Raw genomic sequence first — 25,406 nt, forward strand, 5'->3', positions numbered from 1 at the left:
TAATGCAGTTATAGTTAATCCCTAGGTAATAATTTTGTGACAGGCTACTAACTATAACCGTCCCTTTGGTGCTTCAATCAACTTAAATACAGCATTTACAGATGGCAGTACTTAGGATAATAATATAAAAATTTGAATTCTAGCGTTAGTAACTAACTTTAATAAGTTACTTAAATAACTTGGTTCTTTCTTCTCCTACTGGAAGAACCAAGTCTCTTGTTGAGAGGACTTTATTTGTAGTTAAGTTTATGGTAATAATTATTAACCTTCGAAGCATCCTTGCTGTTAATTATAACAAAGCCATTCTTTAACATTATATATAAATATGGTCCCTTGTTCGTTTCAAGAAAAATATATCCATCACCATATCCCGATACATTAAATCTGCCTCTGTTTATATCCCTTGTATCCATTCCAGATATTTTGCTAAAATTAGGAATTGTATTCTTAATATATACTTTTTTTATATCATCTAAATTAAAACTTGCTTTTTCTAGACCAGCTTTTATTTTAACATCTTTCCCGCTTACACTAAACTCTGTCTTTGCATTAAGTTCTATGCCAAAAATAACTCCTATTGGCACAGCTGTTATTCCAATAATTATAAGTACTGCTATTAAAGTCATCTTACTTCGTCTTTTTTCTATTTTAGCTGCCTTTTCATTTTCCACTAGAATATATTTTGATCGTCCATTTATAGATTTGAAAGAAATTAAAATTATAAAAATCACAGAAATACCTAAAGCTGCAAGGAAAATCACATTATATTGAAAAATTAAATTTAGTATACCAACGACTATAAGTAATCCACCAGTATACATATAGTTCTTACCTTCAAACTTAGCAAGTCCATCTCTATCGTATTGCTTTCTGCTATCATAACTTTTAATTATTTCTATTTTCTTTGTTTTATATAAAAATGCCCCCATTCCAAATACTATAGCTCCACACAGGAATAACGTCACATAAAGCATCAAAATAATCATCTCCTATTTTGTTATAGTGGTATTATAACATATAGTCCTATATAAATAAACCTTATTTTTTCTACATTTTTTATAATCCCCAATATAAAAAATATTGCAAAGCATTATTACTTCGCAATATTTTTATAGTAGCTGTTAACCTTTGAAACATCTTTACTGTTTATTATAACAAAGCCATCCTTTAACATTACATATAAATATGGTCCCTTGTTCGTTTCAATAAATATATATCCTTCACCATATCCATCTACTCTAAATCTACCTTTGTTTATATTTCCTGCATTTACTCCAGATACTTTTTTAAACTTAGGAATTGTATTTTTAACGTACACGTTTTTTATGTCCTCTAATTTAAACATTGTTGATTCCATTCCCGATTTTACCCTTACTTCATTTTTATTTATACTAAACTCCGTTTTTGCAGTAATATTAAGCCCAGTATAAATCGCTGTTGGCACAATGCTTATTGCCATAACTATAAGTATTACTATCATAATTATCTTATTGCGTTTTTCTTCTTCTTTCTTTGAATTTTCATCTTCCCATAAAATATATTTTGAACTTCCACTTACAGACCTTACTACAAAAAATATTATTAAAATAATAAAAGCACCTAATGATAAAATAAAAAAAATTCCGTACTTAAAAATTAAACTTAAGAAACCTAAGGTTACGCATGAACCTCCCATATACATAAGGTTCTTTCCATCAAATTTAGCAAGATCTTCTCTATCATATTTTTTCGTACTATCATATCCTGAAAGTATTTCTATCTTCTTTGTTTTATATAAAAATGCTCCCATTCCAAATATTAAAGCTCCACATAGGAATAGTATTATAAAAAGCATTAAAATCCTCTCCCCCAACTATGTTATATCAGTATTATAACATACGGTCACATGATAGATAATCTTTATTTTTCCATATTATATATACCTTTTCATAATCTACAATCCTACTTATACAATAAAAAAGATACTGAAATTATAACTAAAGTTTTTAAAGAAACCCAAAAATAATTCTTCTAGAAACAGTGAAGGTTGATTGTGAATTGTGAACTGCTTCATCTTCTCATTTCTACAAAGATTCCCTCCAAAATTCCGTAGGCATGGAGGAATTTTTTCCTTGCACTACCGTGGAGGTGAAATAATAATGCTGAAGGAACGATTTAAAAAAATCCTAATAAATCTTGGTAAGAAAATCATAAAATACTTAGATATTTCAATCTGTTTGAGCATTTTTTCAGCGAGTTATTGAAATATCTTAGGATTTTATGATTTTCTTACCTTAGATTTATAGGATTTTTTTAACGCCACGAAGCATTGTTATTTCAACTTTTCTAAAATATGATTAACATTTCTCCTACCATTTCTTATTGCCAAATTAATTAAAAGGCATGCTATAAAACAAATCACAGTAAATATAACACCAAAAACACCAAAAGCAAATTTCATTCCAGAGTGTGACAAACCATAATAAGCTATTACAACACCTATACTAGATAGCCCCATAGCGTTTCTAGACCACTTAGCTAAATTTTTCAAAAGCTTACTTTGCCCCTCTGCTTCATAAACCATTTGTTTTTTTTCTTCACTTTTCATACTTATTACCCACAAATTAATAAGATAATCCTGGATTAAAGAACCCTACGAGTACTCCAAGAAAAGCTATTATCAAAAATATCAACATTACTATTGTTGGCGATATTTTCTTCTTTGACATAAGCCACCATGCAAAGATTACAGCTCCTGCTGAAAGAATTTTAGGGAAAACACCATCTAAAGTTTTTTGTAAATCTATAATTACTCCACCATGAGAATTGTACATTTTCAAAGATGTATTAATATTTACCCAAGTAGCAGCAACTGCACCAATTACTATAGTTCCGACCATGATTACAGATTCACGGACAGCAGTAGCTTTTTCTCCAACAACCATCTCAACAGCCTTACCACCTAGCTCATATCCCTTATAATAAGCCCATCTCATTCCCAAAACTGCTAGAGCATTCCAAACTACAATATAAAATATTGCTCCTAGAGGAGAACCACCTGTTGAAAGTCCTAAGCCTATACCTAAAAGTATTGGTATTAAAGTACCTACTATTAATGAATCTCCAATACCTGCTAAAGGTCCCATAAGTCCAGCACGAATACCATTTATCATTTCACCATCAATATTTTCATGATTAGCTCTTGCTTCTTCGAGACCAGCTGTCATACCAACAACTAATGTTCCAATCTGAGGCTCTGTATTAAAAAATGCTTTATAAGTTTCCATAGCGTCTTTTTGTTCTTCTTTTGTTTCGTATAAATCTTTAACAATTGGAAGCATTGCACAAAGATAGCCAAAAGTTTGCATATGTTCTTGAGAAAAACATGTTAAATTTCCATAAAACCAATTTCTAAAAGATTTGCTTAAAGCTTTTTTAGATACTTTTTTCTTTTCCATATTATATGTCCTCCTCATCATCATCGTTACCCGTCACCTTAGCTGCAGCCGGCTTTTGTAATTGAAGCATTCTAATTTTATAATTAAATATTGCAAAGAAAATACCTATTATTGCTGCTCCAATTAAGTTAACTTTCATAACTGCTGCCAAAGTGAAACCTAAAAAGAAGGTTACAAAATCACTTGGTTTTAATACAACCTGCTTTAACAATATTGCAATTCCTACTGCTGGAAGTAAGCTTCCTACTGTGAATAAAGTTTTCATTGGTATACCATTCATTGGCAATGCTACCTTCATAACTTTAACCATGCTAGAACCCATTATTGTAATAGCAAATGTTGGGATAAAACTACAAATAATGTGGGAAATCCATGGTAACCCCATATCAACTAAATAAAGCTTTTCAAAATCACCCTTATCTACTGCTTTCCATCCTATATGCTGCCATATCAAGTTTATAGTTGCTGTTCCATAAAATAAAACAGTTCCTAAAGTTCCAACGGCTGCACCTAATGCAGTTGCCATTTGAGTTGCTTGCGTTGAACTTGGATTTAATCCCATTCCTTTAATTGCTACTACAGCTAAAGGAATACCAATATAACTAATTGCACGTACATCCGCAGATACAGTTCCACCTGGAGTAACTAGCGCAATATAAACAACTTGAATTGCAGCACCAACTATAATACCAGTTTGTACATCCCCTAAAATAATTCCAACTATTAAACCTGCTACTAAAGGTCTTCCTAAAGTATAGTTACCAAAAGTAGTACCACCCATACCAGGCATACTTGACAGACATGCGAATAATCCAAATAATGCCGCCTGAATCCAATTTATCTCCATAGTTATTTTCCCCCTTATTAACTTTTATTAAAAACTATTTAAATCCAAATTGGCCTCTAAACTTTTTCCAATTGCCTATTGCTTCTTCTTTAAGAAGTGCAAATTCTACATCATATCCGGCTTGCATAATACGCTCAAAAGCTTCTGCTTCCTCTTGATCTATAGATTGATTATTTCCTAATTTCACTGTTCCAGGCCTATCGTTGCAGGGTCCTACAATAACTTTTTTAATACCAGGATCAAATTTATCATCCACCAAAATCTTAGACATAAGAATAGGCTCTTTGGTAATTAAAAAATATCTAGTATCGCTTTGTATAACTTTATCGCATTTTAATTTCCAATGTTCATATGTCCACACAAATGTCTTTTTTCCACTAGCACTTTTGTAAGCAGCCTTAAGTACAGGATTATTAGCAGCAGCATCATTAACCGCTATTATTCCATCACATGGATATTCTAAAGCCCATCTTGTACATGTTTGTCCGTGTATCATCCTATCATCTATTCTTAAAAATGAAACTGACATTTTTATCCCTCCTAAATATCATCTTCTTGTTCTGTATCAGTTAATTTAAATTCTTTTATTGATTCATTTGCTGTTTGAAGCAATGTTTCTTTTAACTCTTCCATTCCCATAGAATCCTTCATTAAAATTCCTGTTAAAACAGTAGGTAAATTCATTCCACCAAGTACAAAGGCTTTCGATAACATTCCTTTACCTGCTAATATATTTACAGCTGTAGTCAAAGGAGAGCCTCCAATAATATCTCCAAAAAGAATGATTTCATCTTCGGCCGTAACTTTTTCAATAACTGCCTTAAACTTTTCTCCAAATTTATCAGTACTCATTCCATCTTCTAAGCCTTGAAATAATACGTCTTTCCTGCCCTTCCCTGCAAGCATAGTCAATGCATTATAAAGTCCTGCTGCAAACTGTCCATGGCTTACTAATATTACATATCTCATTTTTCCACTCCTAACCTCAATATATATAGATAAACCGTTTCAACTACCAAAATCACTTTGCATCATAATAACTAGAAGATAGCATTTTGGTACAAATAAATTTTAAGTTTCACAATGGTATATCTTTAATCAGCGCTGATTAACGTTTACATTTATAATTTTAATAATATTTTAATTTATAAGCACCTATAATTTGTCATCAATATATCATTACAAATGTAATATTTTATGTGACAAATGTAATTGTTTACAAAAATACATACTTCAAATGAGTTTTACGTCATCATTGAACATAAATTAAATATGTTGCTGTTTTCCCTTCGCTTTCCACAGTTATTATCGCTGTACCAGATGCTACTCCAGTTACTTTCCCACTTGCATCCACTGTTGCTACCATTGGATTGTTACTAGAATATACAATGTCTAAATTACTCGTATCTACATTGGACCCATTATTGCCATCTGTGGCCGTTATAGCCAAATTAATGCTTTGCTTTACAGCTAAATAAGTTCCCAAATTAATCTTTAAGTTATCTAAATCCTGAAAAGATGCATCTTGAAAATCCGCTGATCCATCTAATACATCAAGTCCTACATTTCCTCCAGTATAAGAAGCTATATTTATATCAAATATCTTTGTACTATCTAAATAAGTCTTAACGTTTCTTCCACTTATTACTACTTTCAGTTTGTATGATTTATCACTACTTAATGTTTCCTTAACTTCAGGCACCAAATCTTTGCCATCCTTTTTATTAAATAAACGAGCTACTCCTTTGCTTGGATCAATATTAAACTCATAAGCATTTGCTAAATGTTTGCTAGCTCCAAATACTAGGCCTGCTTCTCCCGCTTTAGTTTTGCTATCAGACGTTACATTACTTACTTTAGCTTCATAAATTAAGTTTTTAGCTTTTTGGGCAGCAATGTATAATCCATTAGAAACATCAGAAGTACTTGAACCTTGCATCCCATATGGTCCAATTTCTCCCCAAGTTCCTATAGTTCTATATTTTTTAATATTACTATTAAAATGAGGTACATTTATGTCATCAAGATTTATATGACCCCAACTACCTTGACTTTGATCGGCAATTTCTAAATATACAACTTTTCCTACATATTTTGAAGCATCCCAAATCACTGGTTTTAATGTTTCACTATTTTCACCTGTTGCTGAAAATAATTTAGTACCAGTACTGCCATCTACTAGAGCCAAGTATTCTGATGTAGGATGGTTTCCTCCGCCAATTAAGAAACTAATCTTTCCATCGCCGCTAAGTTTAAAGTAATTAGATTTCAATATACCCGAAGCTGCATCACCATTTTTTCCAAAAGTCGTAAGAAAACTCTTACCATCTTGATTGTATGTTCCACCCCACCAGCTAGTAGCATTTGATGTAGTAAACGTATTCGTGTAACCTTCCGTTTGTTTCCAAAAATCAGGGATAATTCCCGACTCAAAATCACTTGTTGGAAGAGTATTGTGTACATCTTTAGGCTTATATGGCAAAGTATTATTTATATAAGGAGTAAATTTAGCTGATTTTAAAGGAGTTACTACTAGTGAATTCAATTTAGTGCTTCCACCAGTGCTATATAGTTTTATTCCATTACTTGAATTATCTGAAAAAATTTGATCTGTAATTGTAACTGAAGCATTATCACCATTGCCACCGAAGACTTCTACAGAGTCTTTATCCACCAATATTTGAAGCTTAATATTACCTTTTGCATCTGGTTTTAGTGGTGCTTCCTGTTTATTTGGCATATAATCTAGAAAATCAAAACTACTAGAGTTATAGCGATTTAAAAATAATGCTGACGTTGCTTTATCATAACCAACAGTTGTATACTGATCTCCTCCTACCTTTACATTTATCCCAAATTCACTGGAAGTAGTTGATTTAATATTAAAGGTTGATGTAATTTCATATGTGCTTTCTGACCCTAAAGAGACGGTATTTCCTTTGCTTATAGTTGTATTTGTTAAAGCTTTTGTGGCGGTTTTTTGAATACGTGAAAGTTCTTTTATAGGTTGCTGAGTAATTTTATATCCATCATTTGTAGCTACTAATTTTTCTTCTCTCGGAATAGAATCGGCACTTCGCCATGTAGTTGTAGGTGTTTGATCTGCATATGCCCAGTTGCTCATCCATCCTAATAAAATACGCCTTCCATCCGGAACATATTTACCATATTTTGCAGTTGTTGCATTAGTTTGTGGTGTAGTATCATTCCAAGTAACTCCCGCATAAAAATCTGGTCCATAATCAACCCAATTTACTGGATATGAAGGCAATTGATTTGTAGGTGGTTTATATGGAACTGTATTATATACATGAAAATCATCTACATCAATATGACCAAAGCCACCAGTAGCATTATCTACTACCTTTATTCTAAGCTTTTTACCAAGGTATGATGATGCATCCCAATTTACCCTTCTAACGGTAGCTGTGCTTAAACCTGATGTATTAAATTGAGTTAATTCCTTACCAGTAGTAGCATCTTCCAAGGTAACATACGCTAATTTGGGAAGATCTCCACCTGCAACTAAGAAATTGATACTTCCATTTCCACCTAAAGTAAATACAGTAGATTCCAATGTACCTGTGCCAGGATCGCCAACACCTCCTGTTGCAGGGTCCGTGTAACCAGAACAGTGATATCTACCAGATCCTCCCCCCCATGTTGCATTATCTACTACATTCTTATTTGACCATTCATTTCCTGTTGCTGTCCATCCTGTTAAATCACCTGTTTCAAAATCAGGATTGGTAATATCCTCACCTGGAGGTGCCACAGCAGCTGTTCCCGTAATTGTTGAAGCAACTTCAGAAGAATAATCACTCTCTAGCCTAGTTCCTTCTTGTCCATTCCTTGTTATTGATAACCATACTTTCCCATTACTACAACCTAAATCTTTAGCTAAGTTTACAGTAGCTGTAGACTGACTAGCTGCTACTGTAGCTGTTCCTAACATATTTCCACCAGTTTGTGCATCATAAACTTTAATAGTGTCTCCTGGAAGTAAATAATATCCTTTAACAATATCACTAGCTCCAACGTAATTTGATACTGCAAATTTAGGATCAGCTATAAATTTACTGCCATCAAAATCTCCAACAATATACATCATTCCCGATCCTCCAGCTGGCGGTGAATCGGGGCTTACAGATGACCCCAAATTTATTGACAGCACCCACTTCTTTGTATTTTGACCACTAACAGTCATTTGATATAGGTCTGGACATTCCCAAACCCCTGCATGAGATGCTTGACCTTCTGCTCCAAATTCCCCCGTTTTTGTCCAATTTTTTAAGTCATTAGAAGAATAAAATTGTATTTCATTACCAGCAGCAAGAACCATAACCCATTTGTTATGTTCATTATCCCAGGATACTTTTGGATCTCTAAAATTAGGCGTATTTTCTGGCTGGGCTATTATTGCCTTACCACCATTATATTTTGTCCAAGTCTTTCCGTCGTCTGTACTATACGCCATACTCTGATATTGTTGACCAGTTGTCGCTGAATTAGTTGTATAAAATGCAACCAATCCAGTATGATCTGATGTTTTATCGAATAATCCACTGCTGTTATTCCAGTCTACTGCTACGCTGCCTGAAAAAATATCTCCATTGGCATCAGGTGCAAGCGCAATTGGCTCCTGTTTCCAATTTATCATATCTTTACTTTCAGCATGTCCCCAGTGCATGGGTCCCCAAACTGTATCATATGGATTATATTGATAGAATAAATGGTATACTCCATGGTAGTAAACCATTCCATTTGGATCATTCATCCAGCCAATATCTGGTGTAAAATGATACTTTGGACGGTATGTCTCACTTCTATATGCTGAGGTACTTGATGTTGATGTGCTTGCTTTTACAAAATTACTACTTGTAACAATAACAATACTGCTAAGCACTAATGCGGCTATCTTATTTAATCTCATATTTATATCCCCCCTAAATATAGTTAATAAATAGCTTATATAATTGATTTTTAAATTCAATTATACTCATTAGTATTGATAAACGTTTACATTCCTAATTCTAATAATATTTTGATTTATAGGCACCTATAATTTGTCACCAATACACCATTACAAATGTAATATTTTGCATGACATTTGTAATATTTTTTATAATATTACATTAATATCCATCAACTTAATCGATAGTTTGCTCAGCCCTGTAAAGACATATTAATGGCTGAGCTAAAAGCCCTCGAACGGTCTGCCACCAGCATGTGTATATTATTTGCTTCCTATATTTCGGTGTGAACATTATATGATACTTGCAATTCCAAGTTGTATGCGATAAACTATTTGTGTCTTTCATTGGACAATCCTCCTATGTTTTTAATATTTGCGGTTGGCTAGACCTGCATCTACTTTAGCATAGGAGTTTTTTTCTGCTCAACGGCATAAGCCTTTTTTCTTGGGACTGTCGCACTAAAAATTGTTAAATCATGATTTATAAATATTGCGAAGTAACAATATCTTGAGATGTTAAATTAAAACTATAACTCTAATTTAAATCATATCTTCAATATTGTTACTTCGCTAACCCGGAAATACAAGGTAACTTTTTCTCCATTTCTCTACGAAAAACCCTCTGTAAACATGGTTAATCAATAGAATTTAATAATCATATTATAATATTACAAAAATTTAACTGGTTACAAAGATTCAAGCCTAAAATTCCGTAGGAACGGAGGAATTTTTTCCTTGCACCACTGTTGGAGCAAATTAACAATGCTGAAGGAACAGTTTAAAAAAATCCTAATAAATCTTGGTAAAAAAATCACAAAATGCTTAGATATTTCAATTTGTTTGAGCCACAGCGAGTTATTGAAATATCTTAGTATTTTGTGATTTTTTTACCTTAGATTTATAGGATTTTTTTAATGTGACGAAGCATTGTTAATTTGCTAACATATTATTTATTTCTCTTTTCAAGATTAAAAGAAGAGTATCTAAATTTTCTTTTTCATCTATTACTTTATTAATCTCATTGTCTGCTTTAACCATAACAGCGTTATATTTTTTAAACTTAGGAGTAACCGCTGCACTTTTCATAATATCATCAAGAATTTTCATGTTCAAAGAACTTTCTGAAGGCATGCTTTTATTTATTTCTTCAATATTCTTTGGAGATTCTATTACACCTTTTATTGGCGAAATTCCCTGCGAATATTTAAAAACATCCTTTTGTGTTTCCTCATCATAGGTTAATAACTTTAAAAATTCCCAAGAAAGCTTTTCATGCTTTGTACGGCTACTTATTCCCATAAGCAAAGTACTAAGCTGTGAGACACTTTTTCCATTTGGACCAGATGGCAACTTAATGCAATCCCATTCAAAATTAGAGTATTTTCTTATACTCCAAGGATAAGGTTTATACGTTCTATATTCTGAAAATGATAGTGGACGAAATGCTACTTTTCCATTATCAAATACTTGCGAGGTCACCTGATAACTATTATTCAAGGAATTTAATTTTTTAACAAAATTTACAGCCTGCTCCACCCTTGCATCTCCAAAATATGATTCCGTTCCAGCATCATTAAATAATTTTATTCCATTAGAATATACTGCATCCTTCCAGGTGTAATTATAAAATCCAAATTGGTCAATAACTCCATCTTTATCTGTATCCTTAGTAACTTTTTTACAAATATTATAAAAATCATCCCATGTCCAATTATTATCAGGAACAGAAATACCTTCTTTATCTAAAAGTGTTTTATTTACCATCATTAACGTCGGCACACTCTCATAAGGAAGTGCAAACTGGCTTTCATGATACATACCAGATTCATAAGCTGCTTTATAGTATTTATTTCTATTAAAAGCTTTGTCTTTTTTGATTAATTTATCTAGATTTTTTAATGTTCCTGTTGAAGAAAATACATTAAAATCATCTGGCAAGACCATAAATATATCCGGTTCTTTTCCTAAAAGAATTTTTTGTGAAAGCCATTCTGAAAAATCTTCTTTCAGTATTCCACTTGGATACTCTATTTTTACACCTGGATGGATCTTTTCAAACTTTCGTATAGCATCATTTAAAATTTTATACGTATTTTCACTAGGAGAACTCCAGCTTCCAGAAAATATTCCAACAGTCAATACTACATTTTTTCTTGCCTTTATAAGCTTTATATAAGTAAAAAAGCTTCCTGCTATAATTATAATTAAAATAGCTGCTGCTATAGATTTCTTATGTCTTTTTAAATTCATTTTTTGTCACCATTTTTCTTGTAACTCCAGTTTGAACTGCCCAAATAGCCAGCTGAGTTCTATCCCTAAAATTAAGCTTATTTAATATATTGCTTAAATAATTCCTGACAGTTCCCTCAGATAGCATAAGTTTTTTTGCAATTTCTTTATTTGACAATCCAAAACCAATGCACTTTATTATATCCCATTCTGTATCACATATATCATCTACATTCTTATTAGCACTAGCCTGAACAGAAACGTCTCCTTGAGCCATTTGAGAAAACAGTTTAAAAACCTTAGCTGTTATATCTGGATTTATCATTGCCCCGCCATTTACAACAGTGTGAATTCCCTTTACAAGTTCATCCATAGAAACACCCTTAAGCAAATATCCACTAGCTCCATATTTTAAAGCATTAAATATATATTCATCATCATCAAAAGTAGTAAGCACTATAATTTTAATGTTTGGATAAGACTCTTTTATAATTTTTGTACATTGAACTCCGTCCATTTCTGGCATACGTACATCCATTAATATTACATCAGGTTTATACTTACGGACTGATTCAACTACTTCGTTTCCATTACATGCAGTTCCCACAATTTCAATATCTTTATTTGCACTTAAAACAATTTTCAAGCTTTGCCTAATTAGCTCCTGATCATCAGCAATTAATACTTTAATCACTTTCATCGCCCCATCTAATTGGAATATTTACAGTTATTAAAAAGCCATCGCTGCTATTATATTCTGCCGTCCCATTTAATAACTTAACTCTTTCTTCTATATGTCTTAATCCAAAGCCTTTTTTTACATCAGCACATCCCTTGCCGTTATCTCTTATTGTTATATTTAACTGTTTATCCCTCCTTATCATATTTATATAAATTTCTGTAGCTTGTCCATGACGTATGGCATTTGTTACTCCTTCTTGTACAATTCTATAAATAGTGTCTTCTTCATCATGTCCAAATTTTAATAATTTTATATTTGCATTAAAAAAAACTTTTGTTTTTGTTACTTTACTTATCTGAGAAATCATATTATTTAATGCCTCTTCTAAACCAGAACTTTCAAGTGCATCCGGTCGAAGCTTTTTTACGGAACGTCTCACGTCCTTAATAGCTTGTCTTGCTACATCTGCAATTATATTTAACTGTTTTTTAGTTGCTTCTGTAGACATATCTATTGTCGTTAAACACGCATCAATCCCCACTGATATTCCTGTAAGTGCATGTCCTAGTGTATCGTGGATTTCTCTAGCCAAACGGTTACGTTCCCTAGTTTCAGCCATTGACTCTATCTTTACAGCATAATCTTTTAATTGTACATTCATAACCTCTAATTTTTCATTAGCTAAGTTTAGTTTTCTATTTAATGAAGTTATCTTTTCATTTTCTCTCATTTGAGCTTGAATAGATACAATCATATATAATATGAATATTATGATATTTATAGTACTGAGTATGCTTTTTATCTCCATTAAATAACTTCTCATATTAGCATTATAGTAAAACAAAAAATCTTGAAAAGAAACCATCTTTATTTTAAGTGATATAAAATCATAAACACTAAGTATATATATAATTATCATAAGAACCAAAAATATAACTTTATTACTTTTATCCTTAGTGTTTGTTACCAAATCAGCAATAATAAATAGCATAATTCCGTTATAGCTCATATTTAGTGCCGTCATTATTGCAACGCTTAAAAAAATTTCGCATAATAACAAAGCAGATATTTGAAACTTTTTCAATGAATCTATATATTTATTTTTTAACATAATTAATAATATTAATATTATATAAGCTCCTATAGACACAATAGTTATATTCTCCGGTTTCCAGGGTATAACTGTGATTTGGTCGAAAAAATCTCTTGCCATAAATGCCGAACTAATTTTATATAAAGTTGTAGTCATGATTTGTGAAATAAAAACTATAATAGCGAAATTTATAAAAATCATAAATAAATTAATATAATTTAAATTTCTGTTCGATTCCATAATCCATTACTTCCATCCACTCATTTCATATTGTAGAACGTTTTCTTTTGATATTAAAGTTATCGGAACAATTACATCTTTTTTTAACCTTTTGCCTTTTAAAATATCATAGGCTTTCTCAGCAGCTATATGTCCAATTTTACTAGGAAATTGAGCAGAAGTGGCAGTCATAAATCCATCATGGATCATGGTCTTAGCTTCAGGCGAGCCATCCACTCCAAATACCATAACTTTGCCGAGTAATCCATTTTCTTTAAGTGCTGCTAAAGCACCAAGCGCACTTTGATCATTTAATGCCATAATTGCATCTACATCTGGATGCTTCTTAATCAAGTTATTCACTAAAGGCATAGCTTTATCTAGTTGTCCTTCACTATCCCCTTCAGCAACTATTTTATATTGTTTATTACTGCTAATCGTATCTGCAAATCCTTTGATTCTATCAATACCAGATTTTGCTTTTGAATGTCCAATTAGCATAATGTTGGCTTTGAACTTCATTTTCATAAGATACCTTGCACATTGAACTCCAGCCCCATAATTATCAGACATTACGGTACATGAAACTAGCTCATTATCATAAACAGGTGTATCAACAACAATAACAGGTATTCCTGCATTTTTAGCCGCCACTAATGCTGGCTTTATTTGTTTCCAATCCACAGGATTTATAAAAATAGCTTTAACCTTCAGCTTAATAAACTCATAAATCTGCTGCGTTTGCTTATCCTTATCTAAATCTGCATCCCTTGTTACTAATATATCTCCATTGCTCTCTACAACTGAACGTATCTCATCATTAATTATTTCATAGAACCTATTATTAGTTGTCATATAGGTAGCTCCAAACTTTTTCCTATTTTCTATTTGCTTTGCAGAGTCATCTCTACCATTTTTTTCAAGTACCTTTAAGTTAATTAAAATAAAACCAACAGTAGCAATTAACAATATGAATATTACTATTTTTTGATAGTGTTTATTCATCATTATATCCCGCTCTTTCCCCATTATAAACTAACAACTTATTGTAAGTCTTACATTTAATTATGCCAAATTGCTATAAACTTGGCAAGCTTCAAGTCATAAATTTATTGTAATATACATAAATTTTATAACAAAATGGGTACTATTCCTAATTTACTTATCTAATCCTTAAAATATCAAACTATCCAATTTGTTTTCCACACCCCAAAGAAAGATACTCAAACTTATACACATTAAATTCAAGCCAGTGCTTAATTTTGTGAATTGCCCTATCACTAAGCTGATTAATGAAATTAGTATTGCAATTTCATATTCTAGTATCTTTATCAATATTTGATTTTTATTAGTTATTGTGGTATATTTACCTAGAATTTTAATATAATTCAAGTGCTAATTAAAATCATGCATTAAATTAATAAAAGGAGATTATGTTAAATGGAAAAACCCACATCAATAAAAATCGTTAAAGCTTTACTAATACTAGAGCTAATAGCATGCATTATTCTTACATTGCTATTTATTTATGGATCCTTTAAATCAAATTTAGATGCTTATAAAGTTGGTCAAGCTTCTGCACAAATTATAATTTCCCTTTTGCTCTCAATCTTAAGCTTGGTATTTCTTAAGCCACTTAGATATAAACGACTAGAAGTAGTTTTAATACTTCAAGTTTTAATATGCTTTAGCTGCAAAAATATTCCTGGACTTATATACAGCTTAATTCCAGCAATAATAGTTGATTTTGTACCAGATGCAAAAAGTTATTTAAAAAATCAAGTTAAAGCATAATCTTCCAGATGATATTTAGCCATCTGATTTTTATTATGAATTTTAATCAACATTGAGTTATAATTTGTGATTTTAAATTTCAGGTGGTTTATCTTTATTAATAAGAGGAGGAAACTTATAAATGAAAATTAAAAAAGATGAACAAACAGCAATTAACCTATTTGATACTTTTAAAAAATTGATTTTAGAAAAGAGTTTACAAGGAAATGGATATTCTCAAATTATAGATGTTTTAAATCGTGCAATTGAACGTGTTGCAAAAGGAAGTCAAGCACCACAACTTGAGGCACGATCAGTATTTCAAAACACTAGCACAATATGTTTTGTAAACAAAGTAAAATTAAATGCAGAAGAAGCTGATGCTCTCCAAAAAATAAATCATTTCTCACATTCAAAAGGAATTTGGGGAGAAATAAATACTTTGAACACCTCAAATATGTGGCCTAGTAATTAATTTTGAACAAAGGTGGACTAAATCAATGCACAATTCACCTTTGCTTATAAATTATAACTTAATAATTTTTTAGTACGACGGCTTTCTTAATCTTATACCTCTGTTATATGTAATCCTTTATTTTCTTCCATTATTTCTATAGAACATATCTGATTTATATTTATATGCACTGGCATGTCCCATCCAATTGGTAAAACTTTCATAAAACCATTATCCATACTACTTTGAATTATCTGTTCTGGTGTACTTTCAACAACATAATGCTTTTTATTACTCATGTATATTATACTATTCATAACTCCTCCCCCTATTCATATTATATTTTTCTGTCACTATATATTATTCAGTACTTATTTTAATTAAGTTGTAAGCAAAGCAAGAACTTGGGGGAGGAGGTAATTGCTCATTACAAAATTTTCTAGGTTCCTGTTCATCCACAAAGAAAATGTATTTTTTCCAGAGCTTAAAAAGAGAAATATTACAGGTTCAACTAAAAGCATGTTATATATATGCATTATCTAAAATTATTTCACATTCTCTACTATTTCTTTGCTTCCCTCATAAGTCTTGGAAACATAATATTATTTTCAAGATGAATGTGCCTAAAAGTATCATCCTCCAGAGCTTCAAGCAGTCTATAGGTTCCTATATAGCTGTTACAAACATCTTCTGGAATTTCATAATTATTTGTAATTGCCCTTAATTCCTTTAATATAGCGCCTGCTCCCTCATGTTCTTCCTCTAATTCTGCAATTTTTTCATTTGCATTTCTTAGAACGTCCTCATCTCCTGTTTTTTCATATTCAATTATAAGTGGAAATACAATTTCTTCTTCCTTTATGAGATGCTGCTCCAGCTCCATCTTTAAACTGTGAAAAAGCTTGTGTACTTTAGCTAGTTCTGAGTGATTTGCACCGTGTACTCTTAATATTTTTGTTGTGAGCTCACTAAGACGCGGTAGTGTTTCGTTCAAATAAGCATGATGAGTATTTATAACGTGCTCTATTAACTTTGAATATGGCTCTTTATTCCAATCCACATCCTTTATTTCTTGAGTTATATACTTACTATACTCCTCATTTATTTTAGCTATTACTTCTTCTCCGCTTAGTTTTTGTTCTGCAACAGCTTCTTTAAGCAGTCTATCTCCTCCACAACAAAAATCTATTTTATATTGTTTAAATATTTCCATAGCTTTTGGGAACCTAGCAACAATCTCTCCGATTTTTTGGTCTAAACTAAATGTATTATTCATAATTTTCATCCTCCATTCACTTTATCTATACTTTACCCCAAAAGCATTCATTAATTCTGTGATTGAAATCAAATTCTAAATTAATTAAGGCTGCCTCAATTTTGACGGCAGCCTTTAAAATCATTCTATCATTTGCTGAAAATACACTTTGTCCTTTATTATAAGCTTCTTATTGCCTATTAATTCAATTACACCCTCATCCTGAAGAGAAGTGAGTTTTCTACTTATAGTTTCTCTGGTGACTCCTATATAGTTTGCCATTTCTTCTCTGTTTAATGGGAGATTAATAATTATTCCACTCTCATCTTCTACACCAAAATCTCCTGAAAAGCTTAAAAGCATAGAAGCAATTCTAGTTTCTATATCTTTTGTACTTAAATTTTGTATAAGGTTCTCAAGATTCATCAGCCTATCATGAAGAACTTCAAGAATTTTTAAAGTTATTTCTGGATTCCTAGTAATTATTTCATCAAAATCATCTTTTGCAATAGTGCATATCAAAGTATCCTCAAGTGCCTCTGCATTAAACTGAAAGTTTCCCTTTTTTAAAAGACTCATATCACCAATAAAATCGCCTTCCGATAATATGTATAATATCTGCTCCCGACCTTCTCTGTTATACTTATAAATTTTTATTTTTCCCTGATTTACTATATAAAGCTTATCTTCAACATCGCCTTCAAAGAATATAACCTGCCCTTTTCTGTATTTCCTTGTAATAATTATGTCCGATATTTTTTTAAAAGCTTCTGGCTGTAATGCTGAAAATATGTATACTTTTGATACACAGTATTTCCCCGTACACTTAATACAATTCTTGTCGCAATGCATACCTTTCTCATCTCCCAGTATAATCTATATATAGTGTACCCTAAATTAATACAGCATAATAATGAAGTCTTATTTATTAATTATGCTCATCTCTAGTTTTCTTTAAAATATAAATAAAAAAAAAGAAGGTGTCATTCCTTCTTATCATCTTTCTCCTCGATTTTATTATCATCATTGTTTTCTTTTTCATCTTTATTAAGTAAATAGCTGAAATCAGTCAACTCTTTTCTTTTACCTTTACTGTTTTTACGTCCCAAATAAATCACCCTTTCTTAAAATTTATTTTGGTATAAAAATAAGATATCTAAATTAATAGATATCTAAAAATTTAATGGTAGTCATATTTATATTTTACATGCCCTACAACCGCATACATAAATTACATTCATAGTTTCACCTTTACTACATTAATTTTTCACATGATTATTTAATCAACTAGTTTTATTGCTACCTAAGCATAACACTGTATTGTCTTACTGTCAATTATTTAACTTCGCCCAAAATTCCATTTATGTGTTTTAGTTTAAAATCTATCTTTCGCCTAACAATTCTAAGGCTTCATTAGCCCTTGTCAAAATATTATTCTAAATGTCATGTGCATTTTTTAGATCTTCTTTACTATACCATTTAAGTAAATTTGATTCCCCTGCTCCTTCATTGTGTGAAAAGAATTTGCAGTTGCATAATAAACAAATTCTATATAATAATGCTGTGGATTTATTTTACCTAACATTGTGTACATAGGATTTATTAATATCAATACAAATTTATGGTTCTAATTCCTTCAAGAAGAACCGTAATGCCATCACTGTTTTAGATATTTTATATTTGCTTTCCAGCGGTACTAATTTAGGATTTTCTATCAAATCAGTAACTTCTTTTTCACTAACCCAAGACATCAATGCGATCGTTTCTGCCGAAATATTATGATATTCTAACAAAACCTGCAAAAATGCTCCAATTTTAAAATCGGCATCATCTTTCCCACTAAATTCAAGCATAGCAATTAAATTAGACACCTTAGAAAAATCCTTAGAATTTTCAAACAGCTTTTTTTCATCTTTGCTTAAAATAACTTCCTTTTTCACCTCCAATAATTTTGAAAGTACATCTACATTAAACTTATATTTTTCAATCAATAATTGTAATGAGTCCATAACATCCTTCAATGTTACTGCTTCTATATCTTTCATATTGATCACCTCACTAAATTTGAATACTGAACATATAAACACCTTTTATTTAGCCGATAAAAGGAATAAGCAGAGCTCTATTACCCAGTATTATAGTGCAAAAAATAACTAAACGCTGAATTAGCCGTTCAGCGTTTAATTATTTATATTTTTGAAAATACATTCTAGTCTTAGCCACTGGGATTAGCCATTCCCGAGCGGTGATAATCCATTCCTATCGTTTGTTGTTATATATATATATTATACTAATAAAAAAACTTTATACAAGTATTTTTTAATATTATTTATTAATTCTTATATCATTTCTTCAAATTTGATCTTCTCTTTACTTTTTTATCCAAATTCATTTACTATTTTATTTACTCTTATATGTTTCAAGCTGTCCACAAAGCATTGTATAAAAACCAAGTTTTTCATAATAACCTCTTAATTCTTCTTCTCCATAAATCACAGAAATCATGTAAATTCCTTTTTCTTTTATATAGCATATTGCTTTATTCATAAGTTCTATTCCAAGCAACTGATTGGCGTAAATCTGCTAAAGACGAAGCTGATACTTTTTCATTTATTCGATAATCCACTTTTATTACCTCATTAAATTTATATACCACATAGTTGTTATAAAACAGAAGAATACATTTCAATAGAAACAATTATAGTTGCATTTACATACCACTTAGTCTTTATAAAACAACTTATCAAGACGCACAAAAGCAATATTTAGAGTCATTTACATACCATATAGTTCTTATAAAACATAGTTAACTGTATATATTCTATTTGCATAGACTATATTTACATACCACATAGTTCTTATAAAACTCGCTGGAAATGTCTTAGTGAAACACCTAGTTTTTATTTACATACCACATAGTTCTTATAAAACCATTTGCTTTCTTTCTGCGATACATAAGTGCTACATAATTTACATACCACATAGTTCTTATAAAACTTTAATATTTTAACTTTCATATAATCACTCCATAAAATTTACATACCACATAGTTCTTATAAAACTTGATGCGAACATGGTTGTTTGAAGTTAGTAAAGTGAATTTACATACCACATAGTTCTTATAAAACCGCTAAAGCTGTTAGAATTGATTTTGATGGTGTTGTATTTACATACCACATAGTTCTTATAAAACAAGAGATTGCGCACAAGCTAGTCGAAAAAGGCTATGATTTACATACCACATAGTTCTTATAAAACTTTCTTTCCTACAAGCCCCCAGCTCATTATTACTCTTATTTACATACCACATAGTTCTTATAAAACGGTACTTAATGTTTGATGCTGCTCTTAGAGTTTTAGATTTACATACCACATAGTTCTTATAAAACGATGACTAATATAAAAGTAGATGATAGTGATGAATATATTTACATACCACATAGTTCTTATAAAACTTTGACACATCAGAACTTGTAAATGTTAAATCAGCATAATTTACATACCACATAGTTCTTATAAAACCAATACACTCCTTAAACCGTTCGCCCTTTGTCGAATATTTACATACCACATAGTTCTTATAAAACTTCAAGTCGGTCAAAAATATAGACTTGATTTACTAAAATTTACATACCACATAGTTCTTATAAAACTGGACAATGGAGAGTTACAAAAGATCAAGATGAAACATTTACATACCACATAGTTCTTATAAAACCTGTAGTGTCTTGGTTACTATCATCTGGCTTATCAGAATTTACATACCACATAGTTCTTATAAAACTATGCTTAAGCTAGAGCAAAGATATGAAGGTTAAATAATTTACATACCACATAGTTCTTATAAAACATACAGCTAATAAAGTAAAAGCATTCCAAAGACAATAATTTACATACCACATAGTTCTTATAAAACATGAGCGACGATTTAGCTTTAAATATACCCATAAATGATTTACATACCACATAGTTCTTATAAAACCTTTTGCAATGACAAAGAAAATTGAAAGTTTTAAGCATTTACATACCACATAGTTCTTATAAAACTTTATTTATGCCCTACTCATCATAGAGACCATAAAAAATTTACATACCACATAGTTCTTATAAAACGTTAAATACTTTTGACCATTCGTATCAATATGATCGTAATTTACATACCACATAGTTCTTATAAAACTTGGTCACAGTTAATATTATACTGTACAAGCATGTGAATTTACATACCACATAGTTCTTATAAAACCAAAGTTGCTAAGCTTTTCCTCATGTTGCTCAATAACTATTTACATACCACATAGTTCTTATAAAACATTCTCTAAGTCAAAAATGCTTAATTGCTTTTCATAATTTACATACCACATAGTTCTTATAAAACTGTAGTTTCTCCACTTTCACTATTAACTTCTGATTCATTTACATACCACATAGTTCTTATAAAACCTAAATACTTTTGACCATTCGTATCAATATGATCGTAATTTACATACCACATAGTTCTTATAAAACAAACCTCCTCTTACACCTTTTGTTAACTTATATCCTAATTTACATACCACATAGTTCTTATAAAACAAATTTACCTGTTACCAGATCACATATTAAAAGTACATTTACATACCACATAGTTCTTATAAAACTTGTCGCCAGTTCGAATTATACAATAGCGCAGCTTCATTTACATACCACATAGTTCTTATAAAACCAACTCTTATAACTGTTATTGATACAAGGAATAATAATTTACATACCACATAGTTCTTATAAAACCATTTATTTGTAAAACATTTAAAAGCGCTTGATTATCATTTACATACCACATAGTTCTTATAAAACAAGTGCGTTGCCTGCCCTTCTAAGTATTCTACTTACAATTTACATACCACATAGTTCTTATAAAACGTGCCCTTTTAACTCGCTTATATCACAATCTTCTAAATTTACATACCACATAGTTCTTATAAAACTTTCTACAGTATATTGCCACATACCATTATTTTTTAGATTTACATACCACATAGTTCTTATAAAACATACTTCTTTTTCAATTATTTGCTTTGTTTCCTCCTATTTACATACCACATAGTTCTTATAAAACGCCATTTTGCCAAAATTGTGGAGTGGAATATCAACAATTTACATACCACATAGTTCTTATAAAACCATATTTTAGCCTCCATATTATTAATATACCATAAAATTTACATACCACATAGTTCTTATAAAACTTGGTGGAGCACTTAAAGTTTTAGGTGGTTTTGGTAGATTTACATACCACATAGTTCTTATAAAACTAATTGCTGCTGATGCTGCAGGAGCGAAGTTCTTTAATTTACATACCACATAGTTCTTATAAAACTGATTTACCTTTACTTTTAGATTCTTTCTCTGTTTTATTTACATACCACATAGTTCTTATAAAACGAAGTAGATCTTTACAAAAGAAAATAAAATTATTAGCATTTACATACCACATAGTTCTTATAAAACTTACCTCCTAACTAAAAACCATTTTTGGATTATGCTATTTACATACCACATAGTTCTTATAAAACCCATATGCTCCCATAATCGTCTTGTGACCTTATCGTCATTTACATACCACATAGTTCTTATAAAACCTGCAAGCAACTACTATTCGAAATGATGGTACATATAGATTTACATACCACATAGTTCTTATAAAACCCTCAAAATCCTTTGTGCTTAGTACCTTTATATCCTATTTACATACCACATAGTTCTTATAAAACGCATGGAACATAATTTCTAATGTTTTACCACCAATTATTTACATACCACATAGTTCTTATAAAACATTTTGCAGGTGGATTATATGGACATACTCCAGAAAATTTACATACCACATAGTTCTTATAAAACGAGTAATACATCCAAATAAGTATTGTCCCATTTTTGATTTACATACCACATAGTTCTTATAAAACGTCCACATATGCTTTACGTTCCTCATACTGCTCTGGATTTACATACCACATAGTTCTTATAAAACCAGATGAACAAGGTAATGTCTGTTATGGAGAAGAAAGATTTACATACCACATAGTTCTTATAAAACTTGCCATTAAATCACCTTCTCTAAATAAATCTCATTAATTTACATACCACATAGTTCTTATAAAACGTAAAACTACTCCAGCTTATAAGGATAATTCTATAAGATTTACATACCACATAGTTCTTATAAAACGAAACGCTCTATGACATAATTATGAAAGCATATACGCATTTACATACCACATAGTTCTTATAAAACTAGGCATGCAAAAGAATATTATTTCGTCTGGATCAAAATTTACATACCACATAGTTCTTATAAAACCTTGACAGGCTTGTACTCTTCCTAAGTGGTCAACTACATTTACATACCACATAGTTCTTATAAAACCTCTTATTTAGTGTAATATGTGTAAACTAAAAATGCATTTACATACCACATAGTTCTTATAAAACCCAAAATTTCAAAAACTCTAAAGCCCCATTTTTCCTCACTTTTATGACTCCATAAAGTTCCAAAATCAAATGTAATTGCAGTGAACCTCCGGTAGTGCATGTTAATATTATAACAATGTGGTTCTATCGCTTTAATATCAAGGTCTTAGATACATTTTACCAAAAATGAGGTTCACTGCAAATTATTTTTGGTAAAACTAGATAAACATCTCGTCATAGTTCTTTTCAACGCCTATTATATCTTTCGTTATATTTTTAGGATTTTGTACCCTATACACATAAATTGAATCTTCTGCCCGTATAGTATTTTTATCTATTTCGGATAGACATTTGTGTAGCTTCGCCTCAGTTATGTCACCCTCAAAAACAGAATTTTGTGTCCATATTAAATACTTTTTCACGATTTTTCTAACTCTATTCACTCTCTTCTCGCCAACATCATAAGTTAATATAACAAACACACTACCACCACGCTTTCAAGGGCTTATATACTTCGTCACCAATAAAATGTTTTATAAGTTTATAGCACTCAAGTTTTATAAAATTTCTGTAAGACACACTCCTATTTAAACTTCTATGCCTTATGGTTGTTGAAAGTTTATTTTCATATTCCCTTATAAACTTCTTTCTACCATTGTCATTTAAAAAGCATACATTCTCCTGAATATCAAAATCATCTAAAGTTATCATTTTATTATTAATAAGATAGAATATCAAAGGATCTATAATAAGTGGTTTAAATACTTCTGCTACATCAAGACACAAGGAAAATCGTTTTGTTGAAGGTTCATGCAAAAAACTTATGGTAGGGTCTAACTGAGTTTTATATATCTCCCCCAAAACAGTTGTGTACATCATACTATTTCCAAAAGAAATTAAAGCATTTACTGGATCTGTAGGCGGTCTTTTTTCTCTCTTATCAAAGGTAAATCCATTTTTCAAAATAAAATTATAAGCAGAATAATAAGCGCTTCTCATTCTTCCTTCAGCCCCCATTAATTCTTTTATATCCTCAGCCTGCATTACATTTATTCTCTCTGCTTCAACCTTTTTTATGACCTCTTCTGTATCTGGCTTATATTTTCTTAGATTCTTTAATATATGATGAGCAGCACTATCAATAAAACATTTAGCTATATACACTCTTTTTTGCTTTTTATTATAAAAATCTGCCTGGCGGGTAAGTAGGTATCCAGATACATTTTTCTTTCTAGGATAATAACTACCAGAGTAGAAGCCATAGTAATTATAAAAATTAACTATAACACCATACTTGCTTATAAAATTAAAAAACTTAGTATTAGTCGTTATTTCACCAAAAAGATGCAGTCTCTCTACTGATTCTATTGGAATATCCTTTTTTAATTTTGCACCATCACTAAAACGAATAGTATTTTCTTTTCTATTTATTTGAATATCATTAAATACATAATAGTCTCTGCCCATGCCTACTCATCCTCCTTTACAAAACAAAATTGATAATACGAGCACTTTTTACAGTATGGAAATTTTACAATTTTAGGAGGCTTATTTTTATTTAAAATATTATTTATATCTACAAGCGTTTTTTCTATCTCTGCTTCTGATTTTTCATCAAGTTCAACAACTTCATTTCTTTTCTCTTTTACATAATTTAAGACACCTTTTTTCTCAAGTCCCAGCTGCTTTAAGTAATATAAGTAGTAAAGAAGCTGCATTTTATCTACGCTTTCCATCTTACTTGTTATTTTTATCTCCCTAACAAAGTCCTTGTCCATTATATCTAGTCTTATGAGGTCATCTATCAAAACTTCTCTTGTTTGAAGCCTTGAATAGGAATCTTCATGCACCGTTTTTCCTTCCATAACTCTGTCACTGTTATTTTCCATACTTATGCCTTTACTAAATAGCCAAAGTTTCCTTTTGCAAACAAAGTAATAGTTAAACTTTATTCCTTGAACTTTAAAATCCTCTAAATTAAATTCCATG

The 25,406-nt window shown here is 30.8% G+C and carries 23 protein-coding genes, 1 pseudogene and 1 CRISPR repeat array; of the genes and pseudogenes, 2 read left to right on the top strand and 22 right to left on the bottom strand.

Features of this window, described 5'->3' with window-relative positions:
- Positions 1 to 230 precede the first annotated feature (230 nt).
- The 13 genes and pseudogenes from ACJDT4_RS16515 to ACJDT4_RS16575 all read right to left on the bottom strand — a co-directional run bounded on the left by ACJDT4_RS16515 (position 231) and on the right by ACJDT4_RS16575 (position 14,490).
- Complete coding sequence (locus ACJDT4_RS16515) at positions 231 to 974, bottom strand: DUF3784 domain-containing protein (protein WP_406788768.1); 744 nt, start codon at positions 972 to 974, stop codon at positions 231 to 233.
- Between the two features lie 119 nt (positions 975 to 1,093).
- Entirely contained in the window at positions 1,094 to 1,834 is a 741-nt protein-coding gene (locus tag ACJDT4_RS16520; RefSeq protein ID WP_406788688.1) for a DUF3784 domain-containing protein, read from the bottom strand.
- A 477-nt stretch (positions 1,835 to 2,311) separates the two neighbouring features.
- Complete coding sequence (locus ACJDT4_RS16525; RefSeq protein WP_406788689.1) at positions 2,312 to 2,587, bottom strand: hypothetical protein; 276 nt, start codon at positions 2,585 to 2,587, stop codon at positions 2,312 to 2,314.
- A 16-nt stretch (positions 2,588 to 2,603) separates the two neighbouring features.
- On the bottom strand, positions 2,604 to 3,437 hold the full coding sequence (locus ACJDT4_RS16530) for a PTS system mannose/fructose/sorbose family transporter subunit IID (protein WP_406788690.1): 834 nt from the start codon (positions 3,435 to 3,437) through the stop codon (positions 2,604 to 2,606).
- Between the two features lies 1 nt (position 3,438).
- Positions 3,439 to 4,284 carry a PTS mannose/fructose/sorbose/N-acetylgalactosamine transporter subunit IIC gene (locus tag ACJDT4_RS16535; RefSeq protein ID WP_406788691.1) on the bottom strand — a complete coding sequence of 282 codons (846 nt, stop codon included), beginning with the start codon at positions 4,282 to 4,284 and terminating at the stop codon, positions 3,439 to 3,441.
- A 34-nt stretch (positions 4,285 to 4,318) separates the two neighbouring features.
- Positions 4,319 to 4,813, bottom strand: coding sequence for a PTS sugar transporter subunit IIB (locus ACJDT4_RS16540; protein ID WP_406788692.1), 495 nt, complete (start codon positions 4,811 to 4,813; stop codon positions 4,319 to 4,321).
- 11 nt (positions 4,814 to 4,824) lie between these two features.
- Positions 4,825 to 5,253: a PTS sugar transporter subunit IIA gene (locus ACJDT4_RS16545; RefSeq protein WP_406788693.1), complete on the bottom strand. Its 429-nt coding sequence runs from the start codon at positions 5,251 to 5,253 to the stop codon at positions 4,825 to 4,827.
- A gap of 283 nt (positions 5,254 to 5,536) precedes the next feature.
- Positions 5,537 to 9,217, bottom strand: coding sequence for a GH32 C-terminal domain-containing protein (locus tag ACJDT4_RS16550; protein WP_406788694.1), 3,681 nt, complete (start codon positions 9,215 to 9,217; stop codon positions 5,537 to 5,539).
- A 298-nt stretch (positions 9,218 to 9,515) separates the two neighbouring features.
- Positions 9,516 to 9,605 (bottom strand): annotated as a pseudogene (locus ACJDT4_RS16555) (IS200/IS605 family transposase); the annotation flags it as partial.
- Positions 9,606 to 10,189: 584 nt separating this feature from the next.
- Positions 10,190 to 11,509: an ABC transporter substrate-binding protein gene (locus ACJDT4_RS16560; RefSeq protein ID WP_406788695.1), complete on the bottom strand. Its 1,320-nt coding sequence runs from the start codon at positions 11,507 to 11,509 to the stop codon at positions 10,190 to 10,192.
- Positions 11,490 to 12,182: a response regulator transcription factor gene (locus tag ACJDT4_RS16565; RefSeq protein WP_406788696.1), complete on the bottom strand. Its 693-nt coding sequence runs from the start codon at positions 12,180 to 12,182 to the stop codon at positions 11,490 to 11,492. The genes ACJDT4_RS16560 and ACJDT4_RS16565 overlap by 20 nt, the downstream gene beginning before the upstream one ends.
- On the bottom strand, positions 12,175 to 13,503 hold the full coding sequence (locus tag ACJDT4_RS16570) for a sensor histidine kinase (protein ID WP_406788697.1): 1,329 nt from the start codon (positions 13,501 to 13,503) through the stop codon (positions 12,175 to 12,177). Before ACJDT4_RS16570 ends, ACJDT4_RS16565 begins: the two co-directional genes overlap by 8 nt.
- A gap of 6 nt (positions 13,504 to 13,509) precedes the next feature.
- On the bottom strand, positions 13,510 to 14,490 hold the full coding sequence (locus ACJDT4_RS16575) for a sugar ABC transporter substrate-binding protein (RefSeq protein WP_406788698.1): 981 nt from the start codon (positions 14,488 to 14,490) through the stop codon (positions 13,510 to 13,512).
- A 432-nt stretch (positions 14,491 to 14,922) separates the two neighbouring features.
- Between ACJDT4_RS16575 and ACJDT4_RS16580 the strand changes: the two genes are divergently transcribed.
- Both ACJDT4_RS16580 and ACJDT4_RS16585 read left to right on the top strand, forming a co-directional pair.
- The gene (locus ACJDT4_RS16580; RefSeq protein WP_406788699.1) at positions 14,923 to 15,276 is read left to right on the top strand and encodes a hypothetical protein; all 354 of its coding nucleotides are present in this window, start codon (positions 14,923 to 14,925) and stop codon (positions 15,274 to 15,276) included.
- A gap of 121 nt (positions 15,277 to 15,397) precedes the next feature.
- Entirely contained in the window at positions 15,398 to 15,730 is a 333-nt protein-coding gene (locus tag ACJDT4_RS16585; RefSeq protein ID WP_406788700.1) for a bacteriocin immunity protein, read from the top strand.
- Between the two features lie 92 nt (positions 15,731 to 15,822).
- Here the strand turns inward: ACJDT4_RS16585 and ACJDT4_RS16590 are convergent, their stop codons facing one another.
- The 9 genes from ACJDT4_RS16590 to cas4 form a co-directional block, all read right to left on the bottom strand.
- Positions 15,823 to 16,026, bottom strand: coding sequence for a hypothetical protein (locus ACJDT4_RS16590; RefSeq protein ID WP_406788701.1), 204 nt, complete (start codon positions 16,024 to 16,026; stop codon positions 15,823 to 15,825).
- Positions 16,027 to 16,271: 245 nt separating this feature from the next.
- Complete coding sequence (ric, locus tag ACJDT4_RS16595; protein ID WP_406788702.1) at positions 16,272 to 16,985, bottom strand: iron-sulfur cluster repair di-iron protein; 714 nt, start codon at positions 16,983 to 16,985, stop codon at positions 16,272 to 16,274.
- 120 nt (positions 16,986 to 17,105) lie between these two features.
- Entirely contained in the window at positions 17,106 to 17,816 is a 711-nt protein-coding gene (locus ACJDT4_RS16600; RefSeq protein WP_406788703.1) for a Crp/Fnr family transcriptional regulator, read from the bottom strand.
- A 131-nt stretch (positions 17,817 to 17,947) separates the two neighbouring features.
- Positions 17,948 to 18,073: a hypothetical protein gene (locus tag ACJDT4_RS16605; RefSeq protein ID WP_406788704.1), complete on the bottom strand. Its 126-nt coding sequence runs from the start codon at positions 18,071 to 18,073 to the stop codon at positions 17,948 to 17,950.
- A 510-nt stretch (positions 18,074 to 18,583) separates the two neighbouring features.
- On the bottom strand, positions 18,584 to 19,009 hold the full coding sequence (locus tag ACJDT4_RS16610; RefSeq protein WP_406788705.1) for an HTH domain-containing protein: 426 nt from the start codon (positions 19,007 to 19,009) through the stop codon (positions 18,584 to 18,586).
- 355 nt (positions 19,010 to 19,364) lie between these two features.
- Positions 19,365 to 19,511: a hypothetical protein gene (locus tag ACJDT4_RS16615; RefSeq protein WP_406788706.1), complete on the bottom strand. Its 147-nt coding sequence runs from the start codon at positions 19,509 to 19,511 to the stop codon at positions 19,365 to 19,367.
- A gap of 96 nt (positions 19,512 to 19,607) precedes the next feature.
- A CRISPR array of direct repeats spans positions 19,608 to 23,438; the repeat unit is 29 nt; unit sequence ATTTACATACCACATAGTTCTTATAAAAC.
- A 197-nt stretch (positions 23,439 to 23,635) separates the two neighbouring features.
- Complete coding sequence (cas2, locus tag ACJDT4_RS16620) at positions 23,636 to 23,899, bottom strand: CRISPR-associated endonuclease Cas2 (protein WP_406788707.1); 264 nt, start codon at positions 23,897 to 23,899, stop codon at positions 23,636 to 23,638.
- Position 23,900: 1 nt separating this feature from the next.
- Entirely contained in the window at positions 23,901 to 24,884 is a 984-nt protein-coding gene (gene cas1b, locus ACJDT4_RS16625) for a type I-B CRISPR-associated endonuclease Cas1b (RefSeq protein WP_406788708.1), read from the bottom strand.
- 2 nt (positions 24,885 to 24,886) lie between these two features.
- Positions 24,887 to 25,405 carry a CRISPR-associated protein Cas4 gene (cas4, locus tag ACJDT4_RS16630; protein ID WP_406788709.1) on the bottom strand — a complete coding sequence of 173 codons (519 nt, stop codon included), beginning with the start codon at positions 25,403 to 25,405 and terminating at the stop codon, positions 24,887 to 24,889.
- Position 25,406 lies beyond the last annotated feature (1 nt).

The sequence above is a fragment of the Clostridium neuense genome, assembly GCF_045310695.1.
Lineage (GTDB): Bacteria > Bacillota > Clostridia > Clostridiales > Clostridiaceae > Clostridium_S > Clostridium_S neuense.